The organism is Clostridioides sp. ZZV14-6150 (genome assembly GCF_020657875.1).
Classification (GTDB): domain Bacteria; phylum Bacillota; class Clostridia; order Peptostreptococcales; family Peptostreptococcaceae; genus Clostridioides.
On the sequence record NZ_JAGWDA010000007.1, the window covers coordinates 171,235 to 196,001 of the forward strand.

The window sequence follows — 24,767 nt, forward strand, 5'->3', positions numbered from 1 at the left end:
ATGTTTGAAAAGATAGAACAAAGTAGTAAATTTATAAATTCTAAAATTAATATAAAACCTAAGATTGGTCTGATATTAGGTTCTGGACTTGGTGATTTAGCAAATGATATAGAAGATTCTGTCATAATTAAATATAGCGAAATTCCAAATTTCCCTGTTTCAACAGTAGAAGGACATGCTGGGCAACTTGTTATTGGAAAGCTTGCAGGAAAAGAAGTAATTGCTATGCAGGGAAGATTTCATTATTATGAAGGTTATTCTCAAAAAGAAGCTACTTTTCCAGTTAGAGTTATGAAAGCTCTTGGAGTCGAAATTCTTGTAGTAACTAATGCTGCTGGTGGCGTAAATAAACAATTTAAACCAGGGGATTTGATGATTATAAGAGACCATATAAATTTTAGTGGGAGTAATCCATTAGTAGGAAAAAATGATGATAGACTTGGAGATAGATTTCCAGATATGTCAGATGCCTATTCATGTAAATATGTAGATATAGTTAAAGAGTGTGCTAAAGAATACAATATAGATGTAAAAGAAGGTGTATATATGTTCTTTAGTGGACCTAATTATGAAACACCAGCAGAAGTAAGAATGGCTCAAATATTGGGGGCTGATGCAGTTGGAATGTCAACAGTTCCAGAAGTTATAGTAGCAGCACATTCTAATATTGATGTTATTGGTATATCTTGTATAACTAATATGGCTGCTGGTATTTTAAATCAACCATTAAGTCATGAAGAAGTTATACAAACTACTCAAAAAGTTAAATCAGAATTTTTGAACTTAGTTAAGAGCACAGTTAAGAATTTATAGAGGATTTAAGTAAATTTATTATAAAATAGACAATGTACAATTTGAAAATAATTAATAATGAGCTGTCTTGATATAGAAAAGTATTTCTAATAAGAGACAGTTTTTTATAATATTATAATATATAAATATATTTATAAATTTAAAAATCTATTTACATTATTACAGATTAGAATGGAGATTTCAAGTATGAGAATGTATGATATTATAAAAAAAAAGAGAGATAATTTAGAACTTAGTAAAGAAGAGATAAATTACTTTATAGAAAACTATTCTAAAGGAGATATACCTGACTATCAGGCTTCTGCACTATTAATGTCTGTTTATTTAAATAAGATGAATAAACAAGAGACTGTATATCTTACAGAAGCAATGATGCACTCTGGTGATATGATAGAGCTATCAGATATCGAGGGTATAAAAGTAGATAAACACAGTACGGGTGGTGTCGGAGATAAGACTACAATAGCTCTTATACCTTTAGTTGCTTCATGTGGAGCACCTGTTGCAAAAATGTCTGGCAGAGGTCTTGGACATACTGGAGGAACTATTGATAAATTGGAAGCTATATCAGGTTTTTCTACAGAAATGGATATAAACAAATTTATCGATTCTGTAAATAAGCATAAAATAGCAGTTTGTGGTCAAAGTGCAAAGGTAGCAATTGCAGATAAAAAAATATATGCTCTTAGGGATGTTACAGCAACTGTAGATAATATATCATTGATAGCATCTAGTGTAATGTCTAAAAAGCTAGCTTCAGGAGCTGATGCAATCGTATTAGATGTGAAAACTGGAAGTGGAGCATTCATGAAGACTTTAGAGGAGTCTTTTGAATTGGCAAAGGCTATGGTTGATATAGGTGTTGGTATGAATAAAGATACCATAGGAATTGTGACAGATATGGATGAACCTTTAGGATTTGCTGTTGGTAACTCTTTAGAGGTTATAGAAGCAATTGAAACTTTAAAAGGAAATGGACCAAAAGACCTTGTTGAATTATGTGAAGTTTTAGGAGCATATATGCTAGTTTTAGCAAAAGTTGCATGTAATTTTGATGATGGCATTGAAAAGATACGAGAATCAATAAAATCTGGTAGAGCCATAGATAAACTTAAAGAGTTCATAGAAAATCAAGGTGGAAATAAAGATATAGTTGATGATTATTCTTTATTTAAAGAATCAAAGTATAAGTATCCAATCAAATCAGATAAATCTGGATATATAAGTAAGATTAAAGCAGAAGATATAGGCATATCAGCTATGATTCTTGGAGCTGGTAGAGAAACTAAAGATGATATTCTAGATTTATCAGCAGGAATAATTTTAGAAAAAAAAGTTGGAGATTATGTAAAAGAAGGTGAAGTTTTAGCATATATGTACTATGATGATGATAAAAAACTTACATTAGCAAAGGATAGATTCGTCAATTCATATTCTATTGTAGATGAAAAAATAGAAAAAAATAAATTAGTATATGGTATTGTAACTAAAGATGAAATTAAAAAGTTTTAGAAAATTTTAGAAAAAGTGATTATAAAAAGCCTAACATGTCAAAAATAGTGTTAGGCTTTTTATTTTTTTGAAAAGCTTGAGAAGTAATAAATATATAATAATAAAAATATATTTTAAAGTATTTTTTTATAATATAAATAAGTTTATTCGACAAGATGATTGAAAATTACAGTGCTTAGCTTTATAATAGAAAATGGACAAATATACATAAGGAGTAGATTATATTATGAATTTTAAAAAAAATAGATTGAAAATAGTAGCATTAATAGTTGTTATTTTAATTGTTGTGGTAGGTATATTTGTGTCTATGCAAATAGGTCCTTATGATAAAAATAACAAAGAAGATGTAATTATTGAAATTCCAAGTGGAGCATCAGTTGGAAAAATATCTGACATACTATATGAAAATAAATTAATAAAAAATGAATTATTGTTTAAATTGATAGTAAAAGTGAGTAATAAGGCTCCATCTATAAAATCAGGAACATATTTACTTAATCAATCGTATTCAAATAATGATATAATAAGCCTTTTAGCTTCAGGAAAAATATATCATGATGGTGTAAAAGTAACTATTCCAGAAGGTTCTACATCTAAAGAAATTATATCAATATTAGTAAATAAAAATTTAGGAGATAAAACCACTTTTGAAAATCTAATAAAAAAACCTAAAGAGTTTTATGACAAGTTTGAATTCTTGAAAGAAGATGGAATAACTTCTTTAGAGGGATTTTTGTATCCAGAAACTTATTATTTTAATTCAAAGAAACAATCAGAGGAAGATATTTTAAGTGAAATGTTGAGGGTGTTTGATAGTAAATATACAGACAAATTTAAAAAGAAACAAAAAGACTCAAAGATGACTCTTCAAGAAGTAATGGAGATGGCTTCAATAATTGAAAAAGAAGCTGTACTTGATAAAGATAGACCAATAATAGCAAGTGTATTTTACAATAGACTTAAAGTAGGTATGCCTCTTCAATCAGATGCAACAATACAATATATATTTGAAGAAAGAAAGAAAATTGTAACTTATAATGATTTAAAAATTGATTCACCATATAATAGTTACAAAAACAAAGGATTACCTCCTACACCAATATCAAATCCTGGTATAAAATCTATTGAGGCAGCACTTTACCCAGATAAAACAGATTACTTGTATTTTGTAGCAAAGATTGATGGAGGAAATAACTATAGTACAAACTATCAAGACCATTTAAAATATGTTAAAGAGTACAAGGAAGCGAGAGATAAACAAGGTAAAGATACAAAAACAACAAATAATGAAAATACCAAAAAATAAACAATTATTATAAAAAGTCTAACAGGGTAAGAATAATGTTGGGCTTTTTTATTGAAAATTGTTATTCTTAGATTTATAATAAAGAAAGTGTAAATATACAGAGCAATATGAATTTAAAAAATAATAAATTAAGACAAAATTTTAATGTTTATTATTTTAGGGAGTGTTTTTATGAGTAATATAGTTAATGACTTGGTTGAAGATTATATAAGAGTAACATTAAAGGAAAAAGAAGGACTTTTAAAAGATTTGGAAATTTATGCTGAGGAAAATAGTGTTCCTATAATACACAAAGAAGTTTCAGATTTATTAAAAGTTTTATTAAAGATTCAAAAGCCAAAAAGAGTTTTAGAAGTAGGGTGTGCAATTGGTTATTCCTCTATTTTCTTTGCAACAATCATAGGAAAAGATGCAGATATAATAACTGTTGAAAGAAGCGAAAAAATGATAGAAAAAGCAAAAGAAAATATAAAATTAGCTGGTTTTGAAAATAACATAACTATACTAGAAGGAGATGCAGAAGAAAAATTGAGTCAAATCCAAGGTGAATTTGACCTTATATTTATAGATGCAGCAAAAGGTCAATACAAGCTATTCTTTGATTTAGTTATAGATAAACTAAAAGATGGCGGATTATTAGTTTCTGATAATATTTTATATAAAGGAATGGTTGCACATGATGATTTTGTTGTAAGAAGAAAGAAAACCATAGTAAAAAGAATGAGAAATTATTTAGATTATATATGTAATTGTGATTATTTGAGTACATCATTGATACCAATAGGAGATGGTGTAGCATTAAGTTATAAAGAAAGTAAAAGAGGTGACGTAGATGGAATTAAATAAAGTTGAACTTTTAGCTCCAGCAGGTGATTTGGAGAGATTAAAAATAGCTATAACATATGGAGCAGATGCTGTTTATATAGGTGGAGAAATCTTTGGAATGAGGTCTGCTGCAAAAAACTTTAGTAAAGAAGATATGGCAGAAGGTGTAGCTTTTGCACATGAGAGAGGGAAAAAGGTATTTGTAACAGTAAATATAATCCCTCACAATGAAGATTTTCTACAATTAGAAGCTTATTTATTGGAGTTAGAAGAGATAGGAATAGATGCAGTTATAATAGCTGACCCAGGTGTTCTTAGTGTAATTAAAAAAGTAATTCCAAATATGGAAATACATTTAAGTACACAAGCAAATACAACTAATTATCTTAGTGCCAATTTTTGGTATGAACATGGAATAAAAAGAGTTGTAGTGGCAAGAGAATTATCATTTGATGAAATATCTGAAATAAGAGCTAAGACACCTTTAGATATGGATATAGAAGCTTTTATGCATGGAGCTATGTGTATTTCTTATTCAGGAAGATGTTTGATAAGTAATTATATGACTGGAAGAGATGCAAACAAAGGTTCTTGTGCTCAATCTTGTAGATGGCAATATCATTTAGTTGAAGAAAAAAGACCAGGAGAATATTTCCCTATATATGAAGATGAAAGAGGCACATTCTTTTTTAACTCAAAAGATTTGTGTATGATAGAATACATACCAGAATTAATTAAATCTGGTATAACAAGCTTAAAAATAGAAGGAAGAATGAAGACATCATATTATGTTGCAACAGTTGTAAGAGCATATAGAATGGCAATAGATGAATTTTATAAGGACCCTGAGAACTGGAAATTTAATCCTATTTGGATGGAAGAGTTAAAGAAAGGTAGCCATAGACATTTCACATCAGGTTTTTACTTGAATAAACCAACAACAGAAGACCAAAATTATCAATCAGCATCATATGTTAGAAACTATGATTTTATAGGTATAGTTAGAGAGACAGAGGATGAAAATGGGATTATTGTAGTTGAACAGAGAAATAAAATGTGTGTTGGTGATGAAATAGAAGTTATGGGACCATATAAAGAAACTATGTTTACTAAAATAGAAGAAATGTACAATGAAGAAGGAGAGCCTATAGAATCAGCTCCTCACCCTAGACAGATAGTTAATTTAAAACTATCTGTAAAAGTTGAGAAAGATTATATGCTTAGAAAAGTTATAGAAGAAAAAGTTGAAGAGTAATAAAAATTTAATAAAAATAGTATTAGCCCCTTAGAAATTGTCAATAATGAAATTATCTAAGGGGTGATTTCATGTCAAAAAAGAAGACTCCATTTTTGAAAAAAGTGGGAAAGAGAAGCTGGTATATATTTACTGTAATTTTAATAATTTATAGTGGTTTAATCTATAGGCTAGTTGATATACAGGTATTAAAAGGTGATAAGTACAAAAGAAATGTTGAATCACAGAGTGTTGAGAAAGTAGAGTTAAATAGTGGACGAGGCATAATTTATGATAGAAATAATAAGAAACTTACAGATACAAGTAAAGTTCAGCTTTTAGTTGTTGAGAAAGAAAAATTAAATAACAACTATAAAATACTAGAACTTGTTAAGAAGGCTACTAAGATGGATGATTTGGAAATATATAAAATTATACAAGAACAATTGGCGAATCCCATAATACAAATTCAGACTGAAAATATTGATAATAGCATGAAAAAACAGCTTGAGAAAAATGGGATAATGCTAGAAGAAAAGACTATGCGATATTCACAGGATGGTTTGTTATCACATACAATAGGTTATATAAAAGATGATGATAAATCAGGTCAATTGGGAATAGAAAAAAGTATGGATAGTGTACTTAGAAACTCAAATGAAAAATATATAAGTGCTTTTAAAGCAGGGGATGCAGGAAACGAAAAATCTCTAAATATTTTAAAGGGAAGTGTAAAAACAGTTGATGAAAAAGATAAAGATAAACATTTAAAAACTACTATTGATTATGATATTCAAAAAAATTTAGAGCAAATACTAAATAAAGAAGAAAATCCAACAGCAGCAGTGATTTCAGATGTATCTACAGGTGAAATTATTGCTATGTGTTCTAGACCTAATTTTGACCAAAATAACATAGCAAAGAGTTTAAAGAGTAAAAATGGAGAATTTGAAAATAGAGTCATAAAATCGACATATCCGCCAGGTTCTGTGTTTAAGATGGTAGTCCTATTTTCTGCACTTGAAAATGGAGTTGTAGATGAGAATTATACCTATAATTGTAAAGGGAAAACTAAAGTCGGAAATAGTAATGAAATATTACGATGCAATAAACTAGATGGGCATGGTCTTCAATCCTTACAGCAAACTTTTTCTAATTCATGTAATCCAGCATTTTTAGATATAGCAATGAAAGTTGGTAAAGAGAAGATATTAAAGTCTGCTGAGAAATTGCATTTATTTGAAAAGGTTGATATTGGTCTTGATGAAGAACGAATTAGAGAAGCTCCAAAAAATATATCAATACGTAATTTAGCTATAGGGCAAGAAAATATAGAATTTACACCACTCCAAATAAATCAAATGACCCAGATAATAGCTAATAATGGAACATTTGAACCATTATATTTATATAAAAGTCTTGTAAATAATGATATGAAGACAATAAAAACTTATAAGTCTTCAAAAAAGGAAGAAATTATTTCTCCTTATGTGTGTACACAAGTAAAAGAAATTATGAAGTCTGTTTCTAAAGTTGGGACAGCTAAAGTCTTAAAGGATTTAGAAGGAGGATGTGGGGTAAAAACTGGTACAGCTCAAAGTAGTCTGAATAAAAAGCCAATAGATCATGGTTGGATAACCGGATTTTATCCAGAGAAAAGACCTAAGTACGTAATAACTGTGCTAGTAGAAGGGACTCAAAAGGAAAGTAAATCAGCAATACCTATATTTAAAGAAATATGTGAAAGTATAAAATAAAGTCATGTATTATAAAATTTAAGGATATATCGTAATTTTAATTTTTAAGTAAGTTGTTTTGACTAATGTTATACGATATATCCTTTTAAAAATATAATATTAATTTTCTTGAACAAGCTCTTTTTCTAGTTTTTTAAGAGCTTTTTTTTCGATTCTGGACACATATGATCTAGAGATATCAAGTCTTTGTGCTATTTCTCTTTGAGTTTTATACCCATAAGGAGTTAACCCGTATCTTAACTGGACAATTTCTCTTTCTCGAGGAGTAAGGATTTTATTAAGTTGTTCATATAGTTTTCCAACCTGAACTTTTAACTCCACTTCATCAAGAACATAATTGACATCTGTACCAAGTATATCTAAAAGACTTATTTCATTACACACTACGCTTTATATGTTATTGGTATTACTAGTCTTCATGTAATTTCAAATGAACCATTAATTCAAAAGAATCCAGTTTTTGTTCTTTGGACTTATAATAAACTGCTTTATCAATTACAGATTTTAGGAGTTTATTTTTTCCAAGGGAATCTGAATCATGGTAAAGTGATAACACAGTTTTAATATCTTCTATTATTTTAGCATTGTCTTTTTTAACTGAATTTAATTTATTTTTTACTGTTTTGATTGAATCTTTAATTTCCTCAGTTCTTGAACTTATATTATTGGACCTTTCAATAAATGTATCTTCATCATATATTCCTCGTTCTAATAAATCATATAACTTATTTTTTTGCTTGCCTAATTCTTTTAATTCAGTTTCTAATCCTTTTAAGACTCTCTTTTGAAATTCTATATTACTGTCTTTATTATTTTTATCTAAATCTATATCAGATGCTTTTAATTGATATTTTTTTACAGTGTCTTCCAAAGATTTTAAAATAGCAGCTTCAATAAATTCAAAGCGAGAACTTTTATTACAGCCAGGATGATAACAAATTATATAGTCGTGGTCTGCATATGGTCTATATACTAATGGTCTACCACAATTTTTGCAAATCACTATTCCTGCAAGTGGATTTTTTATTTGATTACCATAGCTGACATGACCATTTTTTTTTAGTATATTTTGAGCCTTTTTCCATGTTATTTCACTTATTAAAGGTTCATGCTTTCCTTTTGCTTCAATCCATTCATCTTTAGGTCTTAGTTTAACTGTTTTTATTTTATTTGGATTTTTAGATTTTTTATAGTCCTTTTTTTGCCACTGAATGTAGCCACAGTAGACCTTATTTTTTATTATATTTGTAATTGCAGAATTGTACCAATTAGCACCTGTAGCAGTTTTAATGCCTAAGTTATTTAGGTATTTTGATATTTTACTACAACCCATATCTTCATTAATATATAAGTCAAAGATAGTTCTAACTACATCAGCATCTTTATTTGGTACAAGTATTCTTTCTTTTCTGCCTGTTGTTACAGCATCATATCCAAATGGAGCAGAAGTACCTATGAAATTGCCTTCTTCAACTGATTTTATTCTACCTCTTTGCATACGTCTAGATATAAGTTTTAGTTCTTTTCTTGCCATAAATGCTTCAAACTCTGAATACTCTTCATCAAATTCATCTGTTAAGTCATATGTTTTTCTAGGTGTGATGATTTTGGTTTTGCTTTCCTTAAAAGTTTCTAGTATGATACCTTGGTCTTTCATGTCTCCACGACCAAGTCTGTCTAAGTCCATTACTAGAACTGCATCGTATTTATTTTCTTCAACTTCTTTTAGGAGTTCAATCATTTTTGGTCTATGTATTATACTTTCACCAGAAACTAATTCTTCTTTTATCTCAATTACATCTAAGTTTTGTTCTTTTGCTAGTTTTAATAGAGTAGATTTATGTCTACTTAAAGTTTCAAATTCTCCTTGTTTTTCTGCTTCTTCATCAGCACGAGATTTTCTTAAGTATATAGCAATGCTCATAATAAGTAATCACACTCCTTAGGTATATTATAATACTTCACTGTAAAACCTTTATCAATGTATTAATTAACTATGTTAAAATCATTATCCTTAGAATACTGTTTTAAAGCCTCTATTTGTGTTCTTATGCTAAAATTTGTTCTTCTGTACTAAACACGTATAAAGTGCTACTTTTAACATCTCATCACCCACATTTTTATAGTTATGTATAACTAATTATATTATACTATATAGTCTGAATTTTATGGTATTATTAATATAGTTTCATATAATGACTAAAAAATATAATTAAGGAAATAGGGGGAAAGATATGTATTATCATGTTTTTATTAGAATTAATAAGAAATTTAAAAGTGTGATGCAAGACGAGCATATAAACTTATATGAAGTTGATATTGATTCAAAAGAAATATTACTAAGAAATATAGTGCAACCATTTGTGGAAGATGATGAAATTATCCTAAAAGGATGTAAAATATCATCAACTAAAATTAACGACATAATTATTAAGATAACTGATAAAACATCAGAAGAAATTATAAATGATTATAGTTTAGATGATGAATTTGGCAAAAGTATTATAGATGTAGAAGATTTTATAGAGGCTTATCCAGGAACTAAGGATGTAGCTGCAACAATTATAGCTGAAGCGAAAGAGTATACACATAAAAACAAACCAATATTAAGCCTGGATAAGACAAAAGTCTTTATAGTTCATGGTCATGATAATTTAGCTAAAATAGAAGTTGCAAGGTTTATAGAGAAAATAGGATTTGAAGCAATAATTCTTCATGAACAAGCTAATAAAGGAAAAACTATAATTGAGAAGATAGAAGAAAATACAAATGTCGGATTTGCTATAGTTTTGTATACTCCTTGTGATGTAGGTGGAAAAGAAGGCAATTTAAAAGCAAGAGCTAGACAAAATGTAGTCTTTGAACATGGTTTTTTAATGGGGAAAATAGGTAGAAGTAATGTATGTGCATTAGTTAAAGATAATATAGAAACTCCAAATGATATATCAGGAGTAGTATATGTTGCAATGGATTCGGAAGGTGCATGGGAACGTAAGCTTCTAAAGGAAATGCAAGCATCTGGATATGAGATAGACTTAAGTTTACTTTTTAAATAAAATAGAGTGGTTTGATTACTACTCTATTTTATTTTTAGTGTTTATATATTATTTATCTCTTTTTTTCAACTCTTCATCTATAAAATGACAAGCTAATAATATTGGACTAATTTCTAATCCAATTGATAAATCAACTATAGTCGGTATAGTAATATTTTTATATTTATTTCTTTCTAAATCTGATATATACTCTCTGCTGTAATTAGTTCTATTCGCTAATTCTTTTTGTGTTAAACCTCTTAAAATCCTTAAATCTTTTAACATATATGCTTCCTCCTAAATTATCATAGATAATCTATTTTTTACATATAGAAAAAAACAATGCGGTTAATAGCAACATTTTTTTATGGAAATTTGTGGTAGAATGTAGTTAAGAATATTAAGAAAATTTATTTTGAAGGTCTATAAATACCGACCAAATAATTTGTAAGAACAATGTAAAAATAATGTAAAAAATTGTAAGAAAAAAATCAAAAATAAAATTGAAAAGTAAAATATATATGGATTAATTCTAAAAAATTTATGTAAATGATGCTAGTTTATAGATAAAGTGTTTTAGTTATAAGTAGATTATGCTAAATGATAGTTTGAAATTGTGGATAATGTGGATAGTTTTAAAATTAAAACTAAAGTTAGTAAAGATATAGTTTTTTTGTGGGTTGCAGGAATTTTTGGAAGTCTATATAATAGATTTACAAAGTAATTCTTAGAAAATTAGTGAAAATATATTTTTTAAAATAAATTTACTAGAGTTGTAAATTAGAGGATTTTCATACCTATTTCTACGAACGTAAGTTCTGTAGATCTTAATATTTACTAATTTTGGACGAAAATAGGAGATATAAAAGTATTAAAGGGGATTAAAGAAGGTAAGATAGTAAAGAGTTAATATATACCGATATATAGGGGGATGGTTCAAGTGAAAATATAAATAATGTACTAAATTTATACAAATAAGGAAATAATATATAGTATAAGTAAAAATAAAAAGACTGGTGGTGCTTAATATTAGGTGTATTTAAATAATTATTTATAATATTAGGGGTAATATAAAATATTTATGAGTTGGAGGAATGTAGCAATGGATGAAGAAAGAAAAAAATTAATTGATGATGCAGAAAAGCTAGCAAACATAGGAATAAATCAAATTTTAAAATTTAGGGACGCATTAGATATAGAACATTTAAAGTACATAAATATAGTTGCAACAAATTTAAAGCCAAACATAAAAAAATAGCCACCCTTTTGGGTGGTTTTATTGTGTCATATTTTTCATTAAGTTTATAAGAAATTCTTTTTGCTCATCACTTAATTTACTAAAAGTAAATAATATATTTTTCATAAACTTATCATCTTCATTTATAATGTCAGTTGCTATTTTTAGTACTTTTTCATTTTCAGAGAACTCTATAAACATTTCTCCTTTACCAGTTTCTAACCATTCTTTATTAACATTATATAAATCACAAATATCAGATATAACACGCTCTGTAGGCTTTACCTTGCCAGTTTCAATATTTCCATAATTTGAGCGACTTATTTTTATTGATTTAGCTACTTCTTCCTGTGTATGTCCTAAAGTTTTTCGTAATTCGATTAATCTTCCTATTTTTTCTTTTTCCTCCATGTTTATATATCACCTCTTTTCTTTAATAAGATAATAACATTAATACTGAATGTTTGCAACAAGCAAATTTATTTTTAAAAATGCTTGACACAATATTTGAAAAGAGATACAATGATTGTAACAAGCAAGGAGGTGCTAAAATGAAAACACAAAAAACTAATCATCATTTAACTAATTTGAATTTAGATGATGATGATAGAAAGCTTATTCAAATGACTCTTTTGTTTAAAAAATTAAATTTAGAACAACAAGATTATATCTCTGCAATGGCTGATGGTATGAAAGTATCAAATGAGCTTTTAGAAAAAGCAACTATGAATAGTTGATACAAAGCTGAAATGGGATTTTCTCTACAAGTGGCGAAAGATGACTAAAATAGGTTTACTAGGTATCAGTTTGTTCAATACCAAAATAAAAAACTAGGGAGGTAGAAATTATGAGTAATAACTTAATGATATTTGAAGGGAAAGAAGTTGAAGTATTTGAATTTGAAGGGAAAATTTTATTTAATCCTAAGCATGTAGCAGAATGTTTAGAGATTTCAGATGTTAACAGCAGTATTAGAAAATTTAATGATAATCAGGTAGTTAAGTTGACTAATTCTAAAATGCATAATATGCAGTTTAGAAAATTACATAATACAGGAGAGAATTTTCTTACTGAAAGTGGAGTATATAAATTAATATTTAAATCAAGAAAAGAAGAAGCAGAGAGATTTCAAGATTGGGTTACAGATGAAGTTCTACCATCAATAAGAAAGACAGGTGTATACAGTAGTAAAAAATCTGAATGTAGTAAAGATGACTCAGAAATAAAATACATGAATGCTCAAGCAAGATTAAAAAATGCAAGAGCGAGAGAAGCAAAAATATATTTAGAGTTAGCTGACAAAATGTCACAAGCTGGTATACCTGAATTTGCTCAAGTAATGTACTCAAAGACTACTGAGCTTATTTCTGGAGAAACATTAATCCCACTTCCTAAAATGGAAAGAAAAACTTACTCAGCTACAGAGATAGGTAAGATGTTAGGAATTTCAGCTAATAAAGTTGGAGGATTAGCAAATGCTTATAATCTAAAAACAGATGAGTATGGAATTAAGGTATGGGATAAGGCTAAGTATTCAGATAAACAAGTACCTAATTTTAGATATTATGAAAATGTAATACCAGTTCTAGAAAAAGCACTAAAAAGTTTTGAAAACTAAATTCAGAAGTTGCTAAGTACAACTTTAGAAACTTAAATTTAAGGAGGAATAAGAAAATGAAAGAAAATAACAGAATAGTAAGTGTTGGAGCAGAAAGCGGTATGGATTTAACATTTAATGAATTAGAAATGATAAATGATTTTAAAAACTCTATGAATACCATTAACACTAAAATAGCTAATGATTGTGAGATTTTAGAAATAGATAAAGATATTTTAGATAAAATTGCAATAAGTGTAACTTTGAATTATAAAAAAATGAATTTTGAACACTTAGAAATGGATGAAAAACTCTTTGATGATTTTACTTTTGAGTTTATGTTAAAGTTCTTTGGTGATATAGAAGAAGATGAACTAATAAAATATCTTATCCATGTAGAAGAAGAGGAAGAAAGTAACGAATTGAGTGATAGAGAAAGGATATTTTATAAAATAGTAGATACACTTGATACAATAGCAGATATAAAAATAGCAGACCAAAATAAGATAGAAAAAGAAGTTGGTATGTGCATAGGTGAAGATAATTATATAACTTATTGTATAGATGAAGATTTAATAAAATTCTACATTAAAGATGAAGAAGAACTACTTATAAATAAAAATAGTCCTCTGCTATATATGTTAGACACACTATTTTATGAAGTACATGAAGAGTAAAAATTGCAATAATTAAATAAGTATAAGACAAGTTTATGAGCTCATATTTTATAACAAGGGGTGATGTTATGAAAATACTACAACAATTTAAACCATACAAATATGATGAAGAAAAAAACATAGAATATGATGAAAAAATTATAGCTAATCAAAACACAGAAGTTTATATAGTATATCCACGTATATCTGATGAAGAGAACAGAAGAAGATGGAAAGAGTTTGATGAAGTAGCTAAAGAAGTAGCTATTAATATAGCAATGAAGAAAGCTGAGACAGTAGAAAGTTAAAAAAATAGAGAAGTTGCTAAGGTTTAGCACTTTCTCAAAGAAGAAAATTGGACAACTATTTTTAAACAACTAGGAATAAATAGGCGATAGTATGTTTGAAAGAAGGTGATAAAATTGCTGAGCCTTAATATTAACAATAAGAACATAGTAACACTTAAAAAAGATGGTAAGTTTTTAGCAGATATAGTATTTAAGGATATTGAAACTGGTAAGAAAATATCAGTTGGAATATTAAACAAAAAAAGTGCTGGTCAAAGTAACCAACACACAAAAAAATAAAGTTAATAAAATTATAACATAAAAACTATAAATTTAGCTAAAAAAGATTTTGAAATATAAATAGGGGGTGTAGTATATGTCATTAGATGAAGTCACAAAAGATAAATTAGAAGAGAGTATAAGTTTGATTTTAGACTTAAAGGAAAGAAAAAAGAGTATTGAAGAAAATTTAGCTTATGAAAAAGATAACTTACTAGATATACTGAAGAGACTAAATATTACAGAGTATAACTCAATTGAAGAAAATGCAAAAGCTATAGTAATGGATTTTAAAAGAGAAAACTTAATAAAAGATAAAGTAATGTCAACTTTCTTTGAAGTGAATGACAATCAAATTAATAAAGTTGATATATCAGAACATATAAAAATTAGTCCTGTATGCTTTGTATCAGTAATATCTAGAGATAATTAAAATAGTTAATTCTTAGTAGCTATAACAAGATTTGAAAAGGGGATATAATTTTATGGATAATCAAGAAATAATTAAACTAGCACTAGAATCTAAAAATGGAAATGAATTATCGTTTGAAGCACTACTAAGAGAGTTTGACAAAGAAGTAAAGATAACAGCTAATATATTATTAAAAACTAACTCTAATATAGACAAAGATGACTTAATTCAATCTGGATATATTGGATTATATAAGGGTGCAAAAAGTTTTAGATTAAAAGGTATGAAGTACCCTAAGGCATTTTTAATCAAATGTATTAAGAATGAAATGCTTAAATTTGTTATTCAACAAAAAAGGATAAAACATCAATTTATAAATAAAGCACTTTCTATAGAGCCAAAACATTATGAAGTATTATCTAACAATACCTTAATAGAGGAAGAAGTAATAAGCATGGATATTTCAAAGAAAGTGATTAATTATATTAATTATTTACCAGAAACACAGCAAAAGGTAATGAGATTATATGCAAAAGGTTTTGATGTTACAAAAATATCTAAACTATCAAAATGTAAAAGAAAAATGGTAGAAGATAATTTATGTGATGCTACAGAAAATTTAAAAGAATTATGCTTAGATAATATCTATTTATAAAACATAAAAAGGAGAGATTTAAAATGGTTGAAGTTAATATAAAAATCAAAGGCGAAGCAAGTGAAATAATTGACTCAATTAGAACTATATTTAATATCTTTGGTGAAGAATCAATGACAGAGATAAAAGCAGAGCAAGAATATAAAAGTAGACGTAGTAGAAAGTTAAAAACAGAAGATTTGTCAGACCAGGAATAAAGAAGGTGGTATAAGTTGCAACTATATAAGCATCAAGAGGAAGCTTTAAAGCTAACTAAATATAACAATAAATGTGCATACTACCTTGACATGGGGCTTGGGAAGACATTCGTAGGAAGTGAGAAGTTAATAAATTTAGGAAGTAATACAAATTTATTAATCTGTCAGAAATCAAAGATTGATGATTGGATACAGCACTTTAAAACGTATTATCCAGATATAGGTATAATCAATGGAACAAAGAAACTTAGTGAAGGTATAGAGTATTTTAAGTTTGTTGAAATTCCATTTATAGTAGTAATTAATTATGAATTGGCTTTTAGAAGAAAAGAATTATTAGATTTAAAAGATTTTACTCTAATGTTAGATGAATCATCAATGATTCAAAATGAAAAAGCTAAAAGAAGTAAGTTTGTACTAAGTTTAAACCCTAAAAATGTGATACTACTTTCTGGTACTCCATGTAGTGGAAAATATGAGCAACTATATTCTCAAATTAAACTACTAGGGTGGAATATATCAAAAGATTTATATTGGAAGCAATATATTGATGTTGAGTATAAAGATATTGGTGGTTTTCCAATGAAGGTTGTGACAGGCTATAAAAATATTGAAAGATTAAAAAAGAAGTTAAGAGATTATGGAGCAGTATTTATGATGTCAGATGAAGTGTTTGACTTACCAAAACAGATAGATAATGTAATGAAAATTAGCACTACAAGAGAGTATAGGAAGTTTAAAAAAGATTCAATTATAAGTATCTCAGAAGATATTGAACTTGTTGGAGATACTACACTAACTAAAATGTTATATGAAAGGCAATTATGTAGTCAATACAATAAATTTAAGCTAGAAGCTTTTGAAGATTTAATAAACTCAACAAGTGATAGACTAATAGTATTTTACAATTTTAACGAAGAGTTAGACAGATTAATAGAATTATCAAGAGATAGACCAATATCAATAGTAAATGGTTCTATAAAAGATTTAAGCAATTATGAGGAATATAATAACTCAATTACATTTGTACAATATCAAGCAGGAGCTATGGGTTTAAATCTTCAAAAGTGCAATAAGATTATATATTTTAGTCTTACTTTATCTTGTGAATTGTTTATGCAAAGTAAAAAGAGAGTTCATAGAATAGGTCAAGAAAACACATGTTTTTATTATTATATGATTTGTAGAAATAGTGTTGAAGAAAATATATATAAAAGTTTACAAAGTGGTATTGACTATACAAATAAATTATTTGAGAGAGGAGAGTAAAAATGATTAAGTGTGATGAAATTTGTGATTTTAAAGGTGAAAATATTTGTTGTAGTGAGTGTGGAGATAATGAGACTTGTAGTAATATATGCAGTTTAGAATGTAGTACATGTGGGAAGAAAATTATTGTAGATGATGCAGGGTTAGAGGAATTTAGAGATAATAACTATGTTTTATTTAAAAATATATTTAATATATGTGAACAAAAGAAAAATCTTGAGGTAGAAGAAAAGAAAATGAAAGAACAGTTAAAAAAATCAATGGAACTCTATAATATAAAATCATTTGATAATGACATTTTAAAAATGACATATATTGAAGCAAGTACCACAACTACTATTGATAGTAAGAAACTTAAAGAAAAATATCCAGAAATTTATTCAGACTGTTCTAAGGTATCAAATAAAAAGGCATATATAAAAATATCTTTAAAGTAGGTGGTTATATGGGGGCAGAAAAGCAGTTTGAAAATAAAGTTAAGAAGTTTTTAAAAGAACAAGGTTGTTGGTTTATTAAATATTGGGGAGGTTCAGCATATACAAAAAGTGGTATACCAGATTTATTAGTTTGTTGCAGTGGTAAATTTATAGGCATTGAAGTCAAGGCTGAAAAAGGAAAAGCAAGCGAATTACAAAAGTATAATATTAAAGAAATTGAAAAGGCAGGTGGAATAGGAATTATTCTATATCCTAAAGACTTTGATAGATTTAAAAAGATGATTTTAGAAATAAAGAAAGCAGGTGAGTAAATGCAGTTCTCACATAGTAGGATAGGAGTATTTAAGAGTTGTCCATATAAGTATAAGCTACAGTATATTGATAAGGTTAAAACAATATTAAATGCAGATGCTAACAATGCTTTAATATTAGGAACGTCACTTCATACTGGTATTGAAAAAGATGTTGATGCAGCAGTAAAAGAATATTATTTCAGTTATCCAAGTATAACAGATTTACACATTAATGAAGTTATGAAGTTAGATTATTTAATACCAAAAGTAAAAGAAATTTTACCAAAAGGCTTTAATGAGGTTCAAATAACAACTAGTGATTTTATAGGGTTTATAGATTTGTTAGCACCACATGTATATATGACTGATACAAACTTAAATACAAATGAAACAACCATATATTATGAAGATGAAGAAAGAGTATTTGATATTTATGACTTTAAATATTCAAACAACATAGATAGATATTTAGAAAGTGAGCAACTTCATCTATATAAGTATTTTTATGAAAAGCAACATCCAAACCATGAGATAAAAGATTTATACTATGTATTTGTACCTAAAATCCAGATTAGACAGAAAAAAACAGAAAACTTGCATCAATTTAGACAGAGGTTACTTAATGAGCTTGAAAAGTCTGAAATAAAAATAGTAAAGGTTGAGTACGACCCAAATAAAGTTATTAATTTCCTTGTAGACATAAAAAGATGTCTTGAAAACAAGGAATTTGAAAAAAATCAAAATAAATTATGTAACTGGTGTGATTACCAGGACTACTGTGAAAAGGGGATTGATTATATGTTATTACCAAAGAGTGAAAGAAGAAGTGTAGAAGGAATTGATAAAAAAACTTTATGGATTTATGGTTCACCATTTAGTGGGAAAACTACATTAGCAAATGACTTTGAAAAGCCTTTAATGCTTAATACAGATGGAAATATAAAGTTTGTTGATGCTCCATACATTTCTATAAAAGATATTGTAACAGTTGAAGGAAGAATGACAAAGAGACAACTAGCATGGGATGTATTTAAAGAAGCTATAAAAGAATTAGAGAAAAAAGAAAATGATTTTGAAACAATAATTGTTGACTTACTTGAAGATACATATGAAGCTTGTCGACTTTACATGTATGACAAGATGGGAATAACTCATGAATCAGATGATAGTTTTAGAGCATGGGATAAGGTTAGAACAGAGTTTTTAAGTACTATAAAATGTCTTATGAATCTTGATTATAAAAATATAATTCTAATAAGTCATGAGGACACATCAAAAGATATAACTAAAAAGGGTGGAGATAAAGTAACATCAATTAAACCAAACTTACAGGAAAAAGCAGCAAATAAAATAGCAGGCATGGTTGATATAGTCGCAAGAGTAGTGGCTGATGGAGAAGTAAGAACCTTATCTTTTAAGACTAACGAAGTTATATTTGGTGGAGGTAGATTAAAAGTAAAATCTAATGAAATTCCACTTGATTATAATGAATTAATGAAAGTATATGAGGATATTAGTATAGAGAAAAAGGAAATAAAGAAATCAAGTAAACCTAAAAAATCTAAAGCTAATGAAGAAGTAGAAATGACTCCTATAGTAGAAGAAACAAGTGAGAAAACTGAAAAAGAACAAACAGAGGAAGAAGTAATTGAACAAGAAGAAGCAATTAAACCAGTCAAGAAAACTAGAAAAAAGAGAAGTTAGTTTAAGTGATTATATAAGAAAGATTATTAATTAAAAATTTAAAAGAAAAGGATGGTATGTGATATGGATTTTAGTAAATTTGATAAAGCAATAGATGTAAAAGGATTGAAAGAAGATATAAAAGAAGCATCTGAAAATAGTGGTAAATTTAAGGATGTGCCACATGGCACTTATGAAGTAGAAATAAATAAAATGGAGTTAAGCGAGTCTAAAAAAGGTGACCCAATGTTTGTATGTTGGTTTAAAATACTAGAAGGAGAGTATAAAGATTCATTAATATTCATGAATCAAGTAGTTAAGCAAGGTTTTCAAATTCATATAGTAAATGAATTTTTAAGAAGTTTAGAAACTGATATTGAAGTTGAATTTGAATCATACAGCCAATATGCACAACTCATAATGGATATAGCTGAGGAAATAGATGGAGAACTTGAATTTGCTATTGAATATGGTGAGAAGAAAGGTTTTAATACCTTTACAATAAAAGACATATTTGAAGTAGCTTAGAAATTTTATTACAGCTAGGTGTATACATGCATCTAGCTGTAATATTAAAAAGGTAGGTAATTAATATGAGAGTAAAAAGAAAAAATGGAACTTATAAGCCCAGGTAAAATTGTAAGATGTGTTTGGTGTGGAAAAAGATTTTACAAGTTAGATAACTCTAAAGTCATATATTGTAGTAGAAAATGTGCAGCAAAAGCGAGAGGGGTGTTCTAAATGATTTTTTATGATTTTGAAGTATTCTCTTATGACTGGTTAGTTGTATTTATAGATGTTTTAAATAAAAAAGAAGAAGTTATTGTAAATGATATAAATAAGTTAAATTCATTTTATATAGAGCATAGAGAAGATATTTTTATTGGTTACAACAGTAGACATTATGACCAATATATTTTTAAAGGATTATTATGTGGATTTAATGCAAAAGAAATAAATGATTATATTATTGTTAAAGGTCAACCTGGTTGGAAGTTTTCAAACTTATTAAGAAACATACAAATTAATAACTATGATGTTATGACTAGTTTTCATGGATTAAAACAATTAGAAGGTTTTCAAGGGCATAGTATAAAAGAATCTAATGTATCGTTTAATATTGATAGACCATTAACTAATGATGAAATAGAAGAAACTGTAAAATACTGTAGATATGATGTTGAACAAACTATAGATGTTTTTATTGAAAGAAAATCAGAATTTGAAGCACATATGGGATTAATTAAAGCTTTTAAACTTCCAGTATCATATATTGGTAAAACTCAAACACAACTAACAGCAATTATATTAGAAGCTACAAAGAAAGAACATGATGATGAATTTGACTTACAAATACCAGATACTCTAAAAATTGAGAAATATAAGGAAGTTTTAAGCTGGTATAAGAACCCACTAAACCATGACTATTCTAAAAATCTAAAAATTAATATTTCTAATGTACCTCATGTATTCGCTTGGGGTGGTGTTCATGGAGCAATAACAAAATACTATGGTGAAGGTTATTTTTTACATGTGGATGTTAATTCCTTCTATCCAAGTCTTATGATTAGATACAATTACCACTCAAGAAATATAAAAAATCCTCAAAAGTATGTTGAAATTTATGACAAAAACTTACAGTTAAAAAAAGAAAAATCACCTCTAAGACCAGCCTACAAATTGGCAGTTAATAAAACTTATGGAGGAATGAAAGATAAAAACAATAATTTATATGACCCAAGACAGGCTAATAATGTATGTGTTAGTGGACAGCTGTTATTACTTGATTTAATAGAGAAGTTAGAAGGTTATTGTAAACTTATTCAGAGCAATACAGATGGATTAATTGTAAAGTTAAATACAATAGATGATTACGAATTAATAGATGATATATGTTATGAGTGGGAACAAAGGACAGGTATGGGTTTAGGTTTTGATGTATACACTAAAATATTTCAAAAGGATGTTAACAATTATTTAGTTATAACAGAGGATGGAGAAGTTGAAGCAAAAGGATTATATATCAAAGATTTAGGAAATCTAGACTATGATTTACCAATTATAAATAAAGCACTTAAAAATTATATGGTAAACAATACACCTATTGAAGAAACTATAAATAACTGTAATGATTTAATAGAGTTTCAAAAGATAGTAAAAATAAGTAGTAAATATTCACATGGTTTATATAGTCCAACTATAGAGGGAAAAACAAAAAAAGTATTTATTGGTGGTAAGATTTTAAATGATAAATGTTTTAGAGTATTTGCTTCAAAAAATAAAAATGATGGTGGTATTTATAAAGTCAAAAATAAGGAAAAAAATCCAGAAAAATTTGCTAATACCCCAGATAAATGTTTTATAGAAAATGGAAGTGTTATAGGTAAAAAAGTACCAAGAAAGCTAGATAAAACTTGGTATATAGATTTAGCAAATGAAAGACTCAAGCAGTTTGGGGTATTATTAAGTAATTGAGGTGGTGATTGGTGAGCTTTGACATATTTAAAGGATATATAATTACAAATAATAAAAAGGCAGCTGAGAAATTTAAAAATGTAAAAAAGTTAAAAACTTATGAACAGATTAAGAATTTACCAGAGTTTGCAGGTGTTTTAGCAGAAGAAACTATATTAGTTGATATTGATGATTTTGAAAGTAGTGAAATTCTATACAAAATAGTACAAGATTTAAAGCTAAAATGTAGAGTTTACAAGACAACACGAGGTAAGCATTTTCTATTTAAAAATACTAGTTTAGAAAAGAATAGAACAAAATGTAGACTAGCTATAGGTTTAAATTCAGATATAAAATTAGGATGTAAAAATTCCTATTCAATTTTGAAGTTCAACAATATTGAAAGAGAAATTTTATATGATAGTAAAGAAATACAAGAGATACCAATGTATTTAACTCCTATAAAAAATGGAATTGATTTTTTAAGTCTTGGAGAAGGTGATGGAAGAAATCAAGCATTATATAATTATATATTAACTCTACAGAGTAATGATTTTACTATTGAGGAAATAAGAGAAACAATAAGAGTTATTAATAAATATGTTTTAAAAACTCCATTACAAGATAATGAACTTGAAGTAATTTTGAGAGACGAATCCTTTCAAAAGAAGATATTTTTTAATTCAAAAGGTTCATTTTTATTTGATGAGTTTGCTAAATACATAAAAAATAATAATCATGTAATCAAGATAAATGACCAGTTACATTTATATAAGGATGGTATTTATGTAGATGGTCAAGCAAGAATAGAAGCAGAAATGATTAACAATATAAGCAATTTAAATAAGGCTAAGAGGAGTGAAGTACTTAGTTATTTAAATTTATTAATAAGTGAGAATACAAGTATGTCAGAAGCTAATTTAATCGCTTTTAAGAATGGTATATATAATATAGTTGATGATTCTTTTATAGAATTTTCACCAGAATTTATTATAACAAATAAAGTTAACTGGAACTATAATCCAGGAGCATATTCAAAGTTAGTTGATAAAACTATGAATAAATTATCATGTGGAGATTTTGAAATTAGAATGTTACTTGAAGAAGTAGTGGGATACTGTTTTTATAGACGTAATGAGCTTAGAAAAGCTTTTATATTAACTGGAGATAAAGCAAATGGTAAATCTACCTATCTTGATATGATAAAGACATTATTAGGGGATGAAAATACATCAGCACTTGATTTAAAAGAATTAAGTGATAGATTTAAAACTGCTGAGTTATTTGGAAAGCTTGCTAATATAGGAGATGATATAGGAGATGAATTTATTGCTAATCCTGCTATATTTAAAAAGCTAGTAAGTGGTGATAGGGTAAATGTTGAAAGAAAAGGTCAGAATCCATTTGATTTTAACAACTATAGTAAGTTTTTATTTTCAGCTAACAACATACCTAGAATAAAAGATAAGACTGGAGCAGTACTTGATAGATTAATTATTATTCCTTTTAATGCTAGTTTTTCAGTAAATGATAAGGATTTTGACCCTTATATAAAGTACAAATTAAGAGAGCAAGAAGCTATAGAGTATTTAATAAATCTAGGATTAGAAGGCTTAAAAAGAGTATTGAAGAATAGAAAATTTACAGTACCAGATAAGGTTAAAAAAGAAATACTTGAATATGAAGAAATCAATAATCCTATTTTAGGATTTTTTAAAGAAGTTGATAAGATAGAAAATGAATCTACAAAAGAAATATACATGAAATATCAGGAGTATTGTATTTTAAATGGATTACAACCTATATCAAACGTAGAATTCTCAAGGCAAGTTGTTAAAAAGTTTGGATATGAAATAAAGGACAAAAAAATCAATGGGAAAAAGTATAGAGTATTCATCAACGGTTCAAGATAGTTCAAGATGGTTCAAGATATGGGTTCAAGATGTAATGCAGTAATATCAATGGGGTTCAAGATGGTTCAAGATGTTTTTGACCTTTATATATATTTAAGTAAAAAATCATCACAAAAAGTTGATGATTTTGCTCCCTTTATATAAAGAATATATATATAATAGTATGGGACTGAACAAATGTTCTTGACTATATATATTGAAATTACTTAAGTTCAAGAGGTTCAACATCTATTTTACATCTTGAACCATCTTGAACTTGGTTTAATTAGTAAGTTATATAATGAAGTTTAATTAAAAAAATAAGTTGTATTTCATTAATAGCCTAATAAAATAATTAAAAAGAAAATTCTGTTAATTTGCAAGGATGTGAAAATGAAGTGACAGACTATGAAAAATTAGAAGAATTGTTAAACTCATATAGTAATTTGGATATTGAAATTAGAGAAATAGAGTTAAAAGTAAGAGGGAGCAGTTTAAGAGGAATAGAATTAAATGGAATGCCTAAAGGAAATAATGTTTCTTCACCAATAGAAAATGAGTTAATATATGTTGAAAGATTGGAGAATGAGAAAATATATCTACAAATTAAAAAAGAATCAGTTAATAATATGTTAAATTTATTAGATGATTTTGAGAAAAATCTAATAGAACTAAGGTATTTTAAAAAATTACAATATAAACAAATAAGTTATGAATTAAATATAAGCGAATTATATGTAGGAAAAAAGAGAAAAAAAGCACTAGATAAAATACTTCCCTTTGCTAAAAAATATAATCTAATATGAAAGTCGTGTTTGTGTCCGATTAATGTCCGATTTATGACCGATTAATGATTGATTTAGTATAGAAACATGTCACATCAATATACTATGAGATAAGTTATAATGGTAGTATGAAACAAGTGTATAATATATCC

General features: G+C 27.2%; 29 protein-coding genes. 25 read left to right on the forward strand and 4 right to left on the reverse strand.

The genetic code is table 11. From position 1 onward, the window contains the following. The 6 genes from KGF41_RS10335 to KGF41_RS10360 all read left to right on the forward strand — a co-directional run bounded on the left by KGF41_RS10335 (position 1) and on the right by KGF41_RS10360 (position 7,447). Complete coding sequence (locus tag KGF41_RS10335; protein ID WP_227827132.1) at positions 1-813, forward strand: purine-nucleoside phosphorylase; 813 nt, start codon at positions 1-3, stop codon at positions 811-813. Positions 814-999: 186 nt separating this feature from the next. Next, positions 1,000-2,325: a pyrimidine-nucleoside phosphorylase gene (locus KGF41_RS10340; RefSeq protein ID WP_227856620.1), complete on the forward strand. Its 1,326-nt coding sequence runs from the start codon at positions 1,000-1,002 to the stop codon at positions 2,323-2,325. A 226-nt stretch (positions 2,326-2,551) separates the two neighbouring features. Then, on the forward strand, positions 2,552-3,631 hold the full coding sequence (gene mltG, locus KGF41_RS10345; RefSeq protein ID WP_227827134.1) for an endolytic transglycosylase MltG: 1,080 nt from the start codon (positions 2,552-2,554) through the stop codon (positions 3,629-3,631). A gap of 171 nt (positions 3,632-3,802) precedes the next feature. Next, positions 3,803-4,477: an O-methyltransferase gene (locus KGF41_RS10350; RefSeq protein ID WP_227827135.1), complete on the forward strand. Its 675-nt coding sequence runs from the start codon at positions 3,803-3,805 to the stop codon at positions 4,475-4,477. After that, on the forward strand, positions 4,464-5,711 hold the full coding sequence (locus KGF41_RS10355) for a peptidase U32 family protein (protein ID WP_227856621.1): 1,248 nt from the start codon (positions 4,464-4,466) through the stop codon (positions 5,709-5,711). The genes KGF41_RS10350 and KGF41_RS10355 overlap by 14 nt, the downstream gene beginning before the upstream one ends. A gap of 71 nt (positions 5,712-5,782) precedes the next feature. Further along, entirely contained in the window at positions 5,783-7,447 is a 1,665-nt protein-coding gene (locus KGF41_RS10360; protein ID WP_227827137.1) for a peptidoglycan D,D-transpeptidase FtsI family protein, read from the forward strand. Positions 7,448-7,546: 99 nt separating this feature from the next. Here KGF41_RS10360 and KGF41_RS10365 read toward each other — a convergent pair whose 3' ends face one another. Both KGF41_RS10365 and KGF41_RS10370 read right to left on the reverse strand, forming a co-directional pair. Then, a complete protein-coding gene (locus tag KGF41_RS10365) occupies positions 7,547-7,831 on the reverse strand; it encodes a sigma-70 family RNA polymerase sigma factor (RefSeq protein ID WP_413906970.1) in 285 nt (94 codons plus the stop codon). Between the two features lie 25 nt (positions 7,832-7,856). Beyond that, a complete protein-coding gene (locus KGF41_RS10370) occupies positions 7,857-9,371 on the reverse strand; it encodes a recombinase family protein (protein ID WP_227856622.1) in 1,515 nt (504 codons plus the stop codon). A 310-nt stretch (positions 9,372-9,681) separates the two neighbouring features. On the opposite strand from KGF41_RS10370, the gene KGF41_RS10375 reads away from it, so the two are divergent. Next, complete coding sequence (locus tag KGF41_RS10375; RefSeq protein ID WP_227856623.1) at positions 9,682-10,503, forward strand: nucleotide-binding protein; 822 nt, start codon at positions 9,682-9,684, stop codon at positions 10,501-10,503. Positions 10,504-10,551: 48 nt separating this feature from the next. Here the strand turns inward: KGF41_RS10375 and KGF41_RS10380 are convergent, their stop codons facing one another. Further along, on the reverse strand, positions 10,552-10,767 hold the full coding sequence (locus tag KGF41_RS10380; RefSeq protein ID WP_227856624.1) for a helix-turn-helix domain-containing protein: 216 nt from the start codon (positions 10,765-10,767) through the stop codon (positions 10,552-10,554). Positions 10,768-11,584: 817 nt separating this feature from the next. Here KGF41_RS10380 and KGF41_RS10385 point away from each other — a divergent pair. Next, the gene (locus KGF41_RS10385) at positions 11,585-11,740 is read left to right on the forward strand and encodes a hypothetical protein (protein ID WP_227856625.1); all 156 of its coding nucleotides are present in this window, start codon (positions 11,585-11,587) and stop codon (positions 11,738-11,740) included. Between the two features lie 18 nt (positions 11,741-11,758). On the opposite strand, the gene KGF41_RS10390 is transcribed toward KGF41_RS10385, so the two are convergent. Beyond that, complete coding sequence (locus KGF41_RS10390; RefSeq protein WP_227856626.1) at positions 11,759-12,130, reverse strand: helix-turn-helix domain-containing protein; 372 nt, start codon at positions 12,128-12,130, stop codon at positions 11,759-11,761. A 140-nt stretch (positions 12,131-12,270) separates the two neighbouring features. Between KGF41_RS10390 and KGF41_RS10395 the strand changes: the two genes are divergently transcribed. The 17 genes from KGF41_RS10395 (at position 12,271) to KGF41_RS10475 (ending at position 24,636) form a co-directional block, all read left to right on the forward strand. Continuing rightward, complete coding sequence (locus KGF41_RS10395; RefSeq protein WP_227856627.1) at positions 12,271-12,456, forward strand: hypothetical protein; 186 nt, start codon at positions 12,271-12,273, stop codon at positions 12,454-12,456. Between the two features lie 110 nt (positions 12,457-12,566). Beyond that, positions 12,567-13,337, forward strand: a complete 771-nt coding sequence (locus tag KGF41_RS10400) for a BRO family protein (RefSeq protein WP_227856628.1) — start codon at positions 12,567-12,569, stop codon at positions 13,335-13,337. A gap of 56 nt (positions 13,338-13,393) precedes the next feature. Continuing rightward, a complete protein-coding gene (locus tag KGF41_RS10405) occupies positions 13,394-13,993 on the forward strand; it encodes a hypothetical protein (protein WP_227856629.1) in 600 nt (199 codons plus the stop codon). 68 nt (positions 13,994-14,061) lie between these two features. Then, positions 14,062-14,280 carry a hypothetical protein gene (locus KGF41_RS10410; protein WP_009894510.1) on the forward strand — a complete coding sequence of 73 codons (219 nt, stop codon included), beginning with the start codon at positions 14,062-14,064 and terminating at the stop codon, positions 14,278-14,280. A 105-nt stretch (positions 14,281-14,385) separates the two neighbouring features. Then, positions 14,386-14,559, forward strand: coding sequence for a hypothetical protein (locus KGF41_RS10415; RefSeq protein WP_227856630.1), 174 nt, complete (start codon positions 14,386-14,388; stop codon positions 14,557-14,559). 76 nt (positions 14,560-14,635) lie between these two features. Beyond that, the gene (locus KGF41_RS10420) at positions 14,636-14,971 is read left to right on the forward strand and encodes a hypothetical protein (protein WP_227856631.1); all 336 of its coding nucleotides are present in this window, start codon (positions 14,636-14,638) and stop codon (positions 14,969-14,971) included. Between the two features lie 52 nt (positions 14,972-15,023). Then, positions 15,024-15,605, forward strand: coding sequence for a sigma-70 family RNA polymerase sigma factor (locus tag KGF41_RS10425; protein WP_227856632.1), 582 nt, complete (start codon positions 15,024-15,026; stop codon positions 15,603-15,605). A 23-nt stretch (positions 15,606-15,628) separates the two neighbouring features. Beyond that, entirely contained in the window at positions 15,629-15,802 is a 174-nt protein-coding gene (locus KGF41_RS10430) for a hypothetical protein (RefSeq protein ID WP_227856633.1), read from the forward strand. A gap of 15 nt (positions 15,803-15,817) precedes the next feature. Continuing rightward, the gene (locus KGF41_RS10435; RefSeq protein WP_227856634.1) at positions 15,818-17,071 is read left to right on the forward strand and encodes an SNF2-related protein; all 1,254 of its coding nucleotides are present in this window, start codon (positions 15,818-15,820) and stop codon (positions 17,069-17,071) included. 2 nt (positions 17,072-17,073) lie between these two features. Then, complete coding sequence (locus tag KGF41_RS10440) at positions 17,074-17,508, forward strand: hypothetical protein (protein WP_227856635.1); 435 nt, start codon at positions 17,074-17,076, stop codon at positions 17,506-17,508. An 8-nt stretch (positions 17,509-17,516) separates the two neighbouring features. Continuing rightward, entirely contained in the window at positions 17,517-17,819 is a 303-nt protein-coding gene (locus KGF41_RS10445) for a VRR-NUC domain-containing protein (protein ID WP_227856636.1), read from the forward strand. Continuing rightward, positions 17,820-19,505, forward strand: a complete 1,686-nt coding sequence (locus KGF41_RS10450; RefSeq protein ID WP_227856637.1) for an AAA family ATPase — start codon at positions 17,820-17,822, stop codon at positions 19,503-19,505. A 63-nt stretch (positions 19,506-19,568) separates the two neighbouring features. Then, a complete protein-coding gene (locus KGF41_RS10455; protein WP_021373977.1) occupies positions 19,569-20,012 on the forward strand; it encodes a DUF669 domain-containing protein in 444 nt (147 codons plus the stop codon). A 213-nt stretch (positions 20,013-20,225) separates the two neighbouring features. Then, a complete protein-coding gene (locus KGF41_RS10460) occupies positions 20,226-21,959 on the forward strand; it encodes a hypothetical protein (protein ID WP_227856638.1) in 1,734 nt (577 codons plus the stop codon). An 11-nt stretch (positions 21,960-21,970) separates the two neighbouring features. Continuing rightward, positions 21,971-23,851, forward strand: coding sequence for a DNA primase family protein (locus tag KGF41_RS10465; RefSeq protein ID WP_227856639.1), 1,881 nt, complete (start codon positions 21,971-21,973; stop codon positions 23,849-23,851). Between the two features lie 6 nt (positions 23,852-23,857). Then, positions 23,858-23,995: a hypothetical protein gene (locus KGF41_RS10470; protein ID WP_227856640.1), complete on the forward strand. Its 138-nt coding sequence runs from the start codon at positions 23,858-23,860 to the stop codon at positions 23,993-23,995. A 212-nt stretch (positions 23,996-24,207) separates the two neighbouring features. Next, positions 24,208-24,636 carry a sigma factor-like helix-turn-helix DNA-binding protein gene (locus KGF41_RS10475; RefSeq protein WP_227856641.1) on the forward strand — a complete coding sequence of 143 codons (429 nt, stop codon included), beginning with the start codon at positions 24,208-24,210 and terminating at the stop codon, positions 24,634-24,636. Positions 24,637-24,767: the final 131 nt, after the last annotated feature.

Excerpts from the sequence above, each read along its gene's own strand:
- mltG (WP_227827134.1), top strand. The coding sequence starts at position 2,552 with ATGAATTTTAAAAAAAATAGATTGAAAATAGTAGCATTAATAGTTGTT.
- KGF41_RS10395 (WP_227856627.1), top strand. The coding sequence starts at position 12,271 with ATGAAAACACAAAAAACTAATCATCATTTAACTAATTTGAATTTAGAT.
- KGF41_RS10360 (WP_227827137.1), top strand. The coding sequence starts at position 5,783 with ATGTCAAAAAAGAAGACTCCATTTTTGAAAAAAGTGGGAAAGAGAAGC.
- KGF41_RS10425 (WP_227856632.1), top strand. The coding sequence starts at position 15,024 with ATGGATAATCAAGAAATAATTAAACTAGCACTAGAATCTAAAAATGGA.
- KGF41_RS10470 (WP_227856640.1), top strand. The coding sequence starts at position 23,858 with ATGGTTCAAGATATGGGTTCAAGATGTAATGCAGTAATATCAATGGGG.
- KGF41_RS10440 (WP_227856635.1), top strand. The coding sequence starts at position 17,074 with ATGATTAAGTGTGATGAAATTTGTGATTTTAAAGGTGAAAATATTTGT.
- KGF41_RS10430 (WP_227856633.1), top strand. The coding sequence starts at position 15,629 with ATGGTTGAAGTTAATATAAAAATCAAAGGCGAAGCAAGTGAAATAATT.
- KGF41_RS10405 (WP_227856629.1), top strand. The coding sequence starts at position 13,394 with ATGAAAGAAAATAACAGAATAGTAAGTGTTGGAGCAGAAAGCGGTATG.
- KGF41_RS10410 (WP_009894510.1), top strand. The coding sequence starts at position 14,062 with ATGAAAATACTACAACAATTTAAACCATACAAATATGATGAAGAAAAA.
- KGF41_RS10350 (WP_227827135.1), top strand. The coding sequence starts at position 3,803 with ATGAGTAATATAGTTAATGACTTGGTTGAAGATTATATAAGAGTAACA.
- KGF41_RS10400 (WP_227856628.1), top strand. The coding sequence starts at position 12,567 with ATGAGTAATAACTTAATGATATTTGAAGGGAAAGAAGTTGAAGTATTT.
- KGF41_RS10420 (WP_227856631.1), top strand. The coding sequence starts at position 14,636 with ATGTCATTAGATGAAGTCACAAAAGATAAATTAGAAGAGAGTATAAGT.
- KGF41_RS10375 (WP_227856623.1), top strand. The coding sequence starts at position 9,682 with ATGTATTATCATGTTTTTATTAGAATTAATAAGAAATTTAAAAGTGTG.
- KGF41_RS10355 (WP_227856621.1), top strand. The coding sequence starts at position 4,464 with ATGGAATTAAATAAAGTTGAACTTTTAGCTCCAGCAGGTGATTTGGAG.
- KGF41_RS10390 (WP_227856626.1), bottom strand. The coding sequence starts at position 12,130 with ATGGAGGAAAAAGAAAAAATAGGAAGATTAATCGAATTACGAAAAACT.
- KGF41_RS10455 (WP_021373977.1), top strand. The coding sequence starts at position 19,569 with ATGGATTTTAGTAAATTTGATAAAGCAATAGATGTAAAAGGATTGAAA.
- KGF41_RS10445 (WP_227856636.1), top strand. The coding sequence starts at position 17,517 with ATGGGGGCAGAAAAGCAGTTTGAAAATAAAGTTAAGAAGTTTTTAAAA.
- KGF41_RS10370 (WP_227856622.1), bottom strand. The coding sequence starts at position 9,371 with ATGAGCATTGCTATATACTTAAGAAAATCTCGTGCTGATGAAGAAGCA.
- KGF41_RS10450 (WP_227856637.1), top strand. The coding sequence starts at position 17,820 with ATGCAGTTCTCACATAGTAGGATAGGAGTATTTAAGAGTTGTCCATAT.
- KGF41_RS10385 (WP_227856625.1), top strand. The coding sequence starts at position 11,585 with ATGGATGAAGAAAGAAAAAAATTAATTGATGATGCAGAAAAGCTAGCA.
- KGF41_RS10335 (WP_227827132.1), top strand. The coding sequence starts at position 1 with ATGTTTGAAAAGATAGAACAAAGTAGTAAATTTATAAATTCTAAAATT.
- KGF41_RS10460 (WP_227856638.1), top strand. The coding sequence starts at position 20,226 with ATGATTTTTTATGATTTTGAAGTATTCTCTTATGACTGGTTAGTTGTA.
- KGF41_RS10340 (WP_227856620.1), top strand. The coding sequence starts at position 1,000 with ATGAGAATGTATGATATTATAAAAAAAAAGAGAGATAATTTAGAACTT.
- KGF41_RS10380 (WP_227856624.1), bottom strand. The coding sequence starts at position 10,767 with ATGTTAAAAGATTTAAGGATTTTAAGAGGTTTAACACAAAAAGAATTA.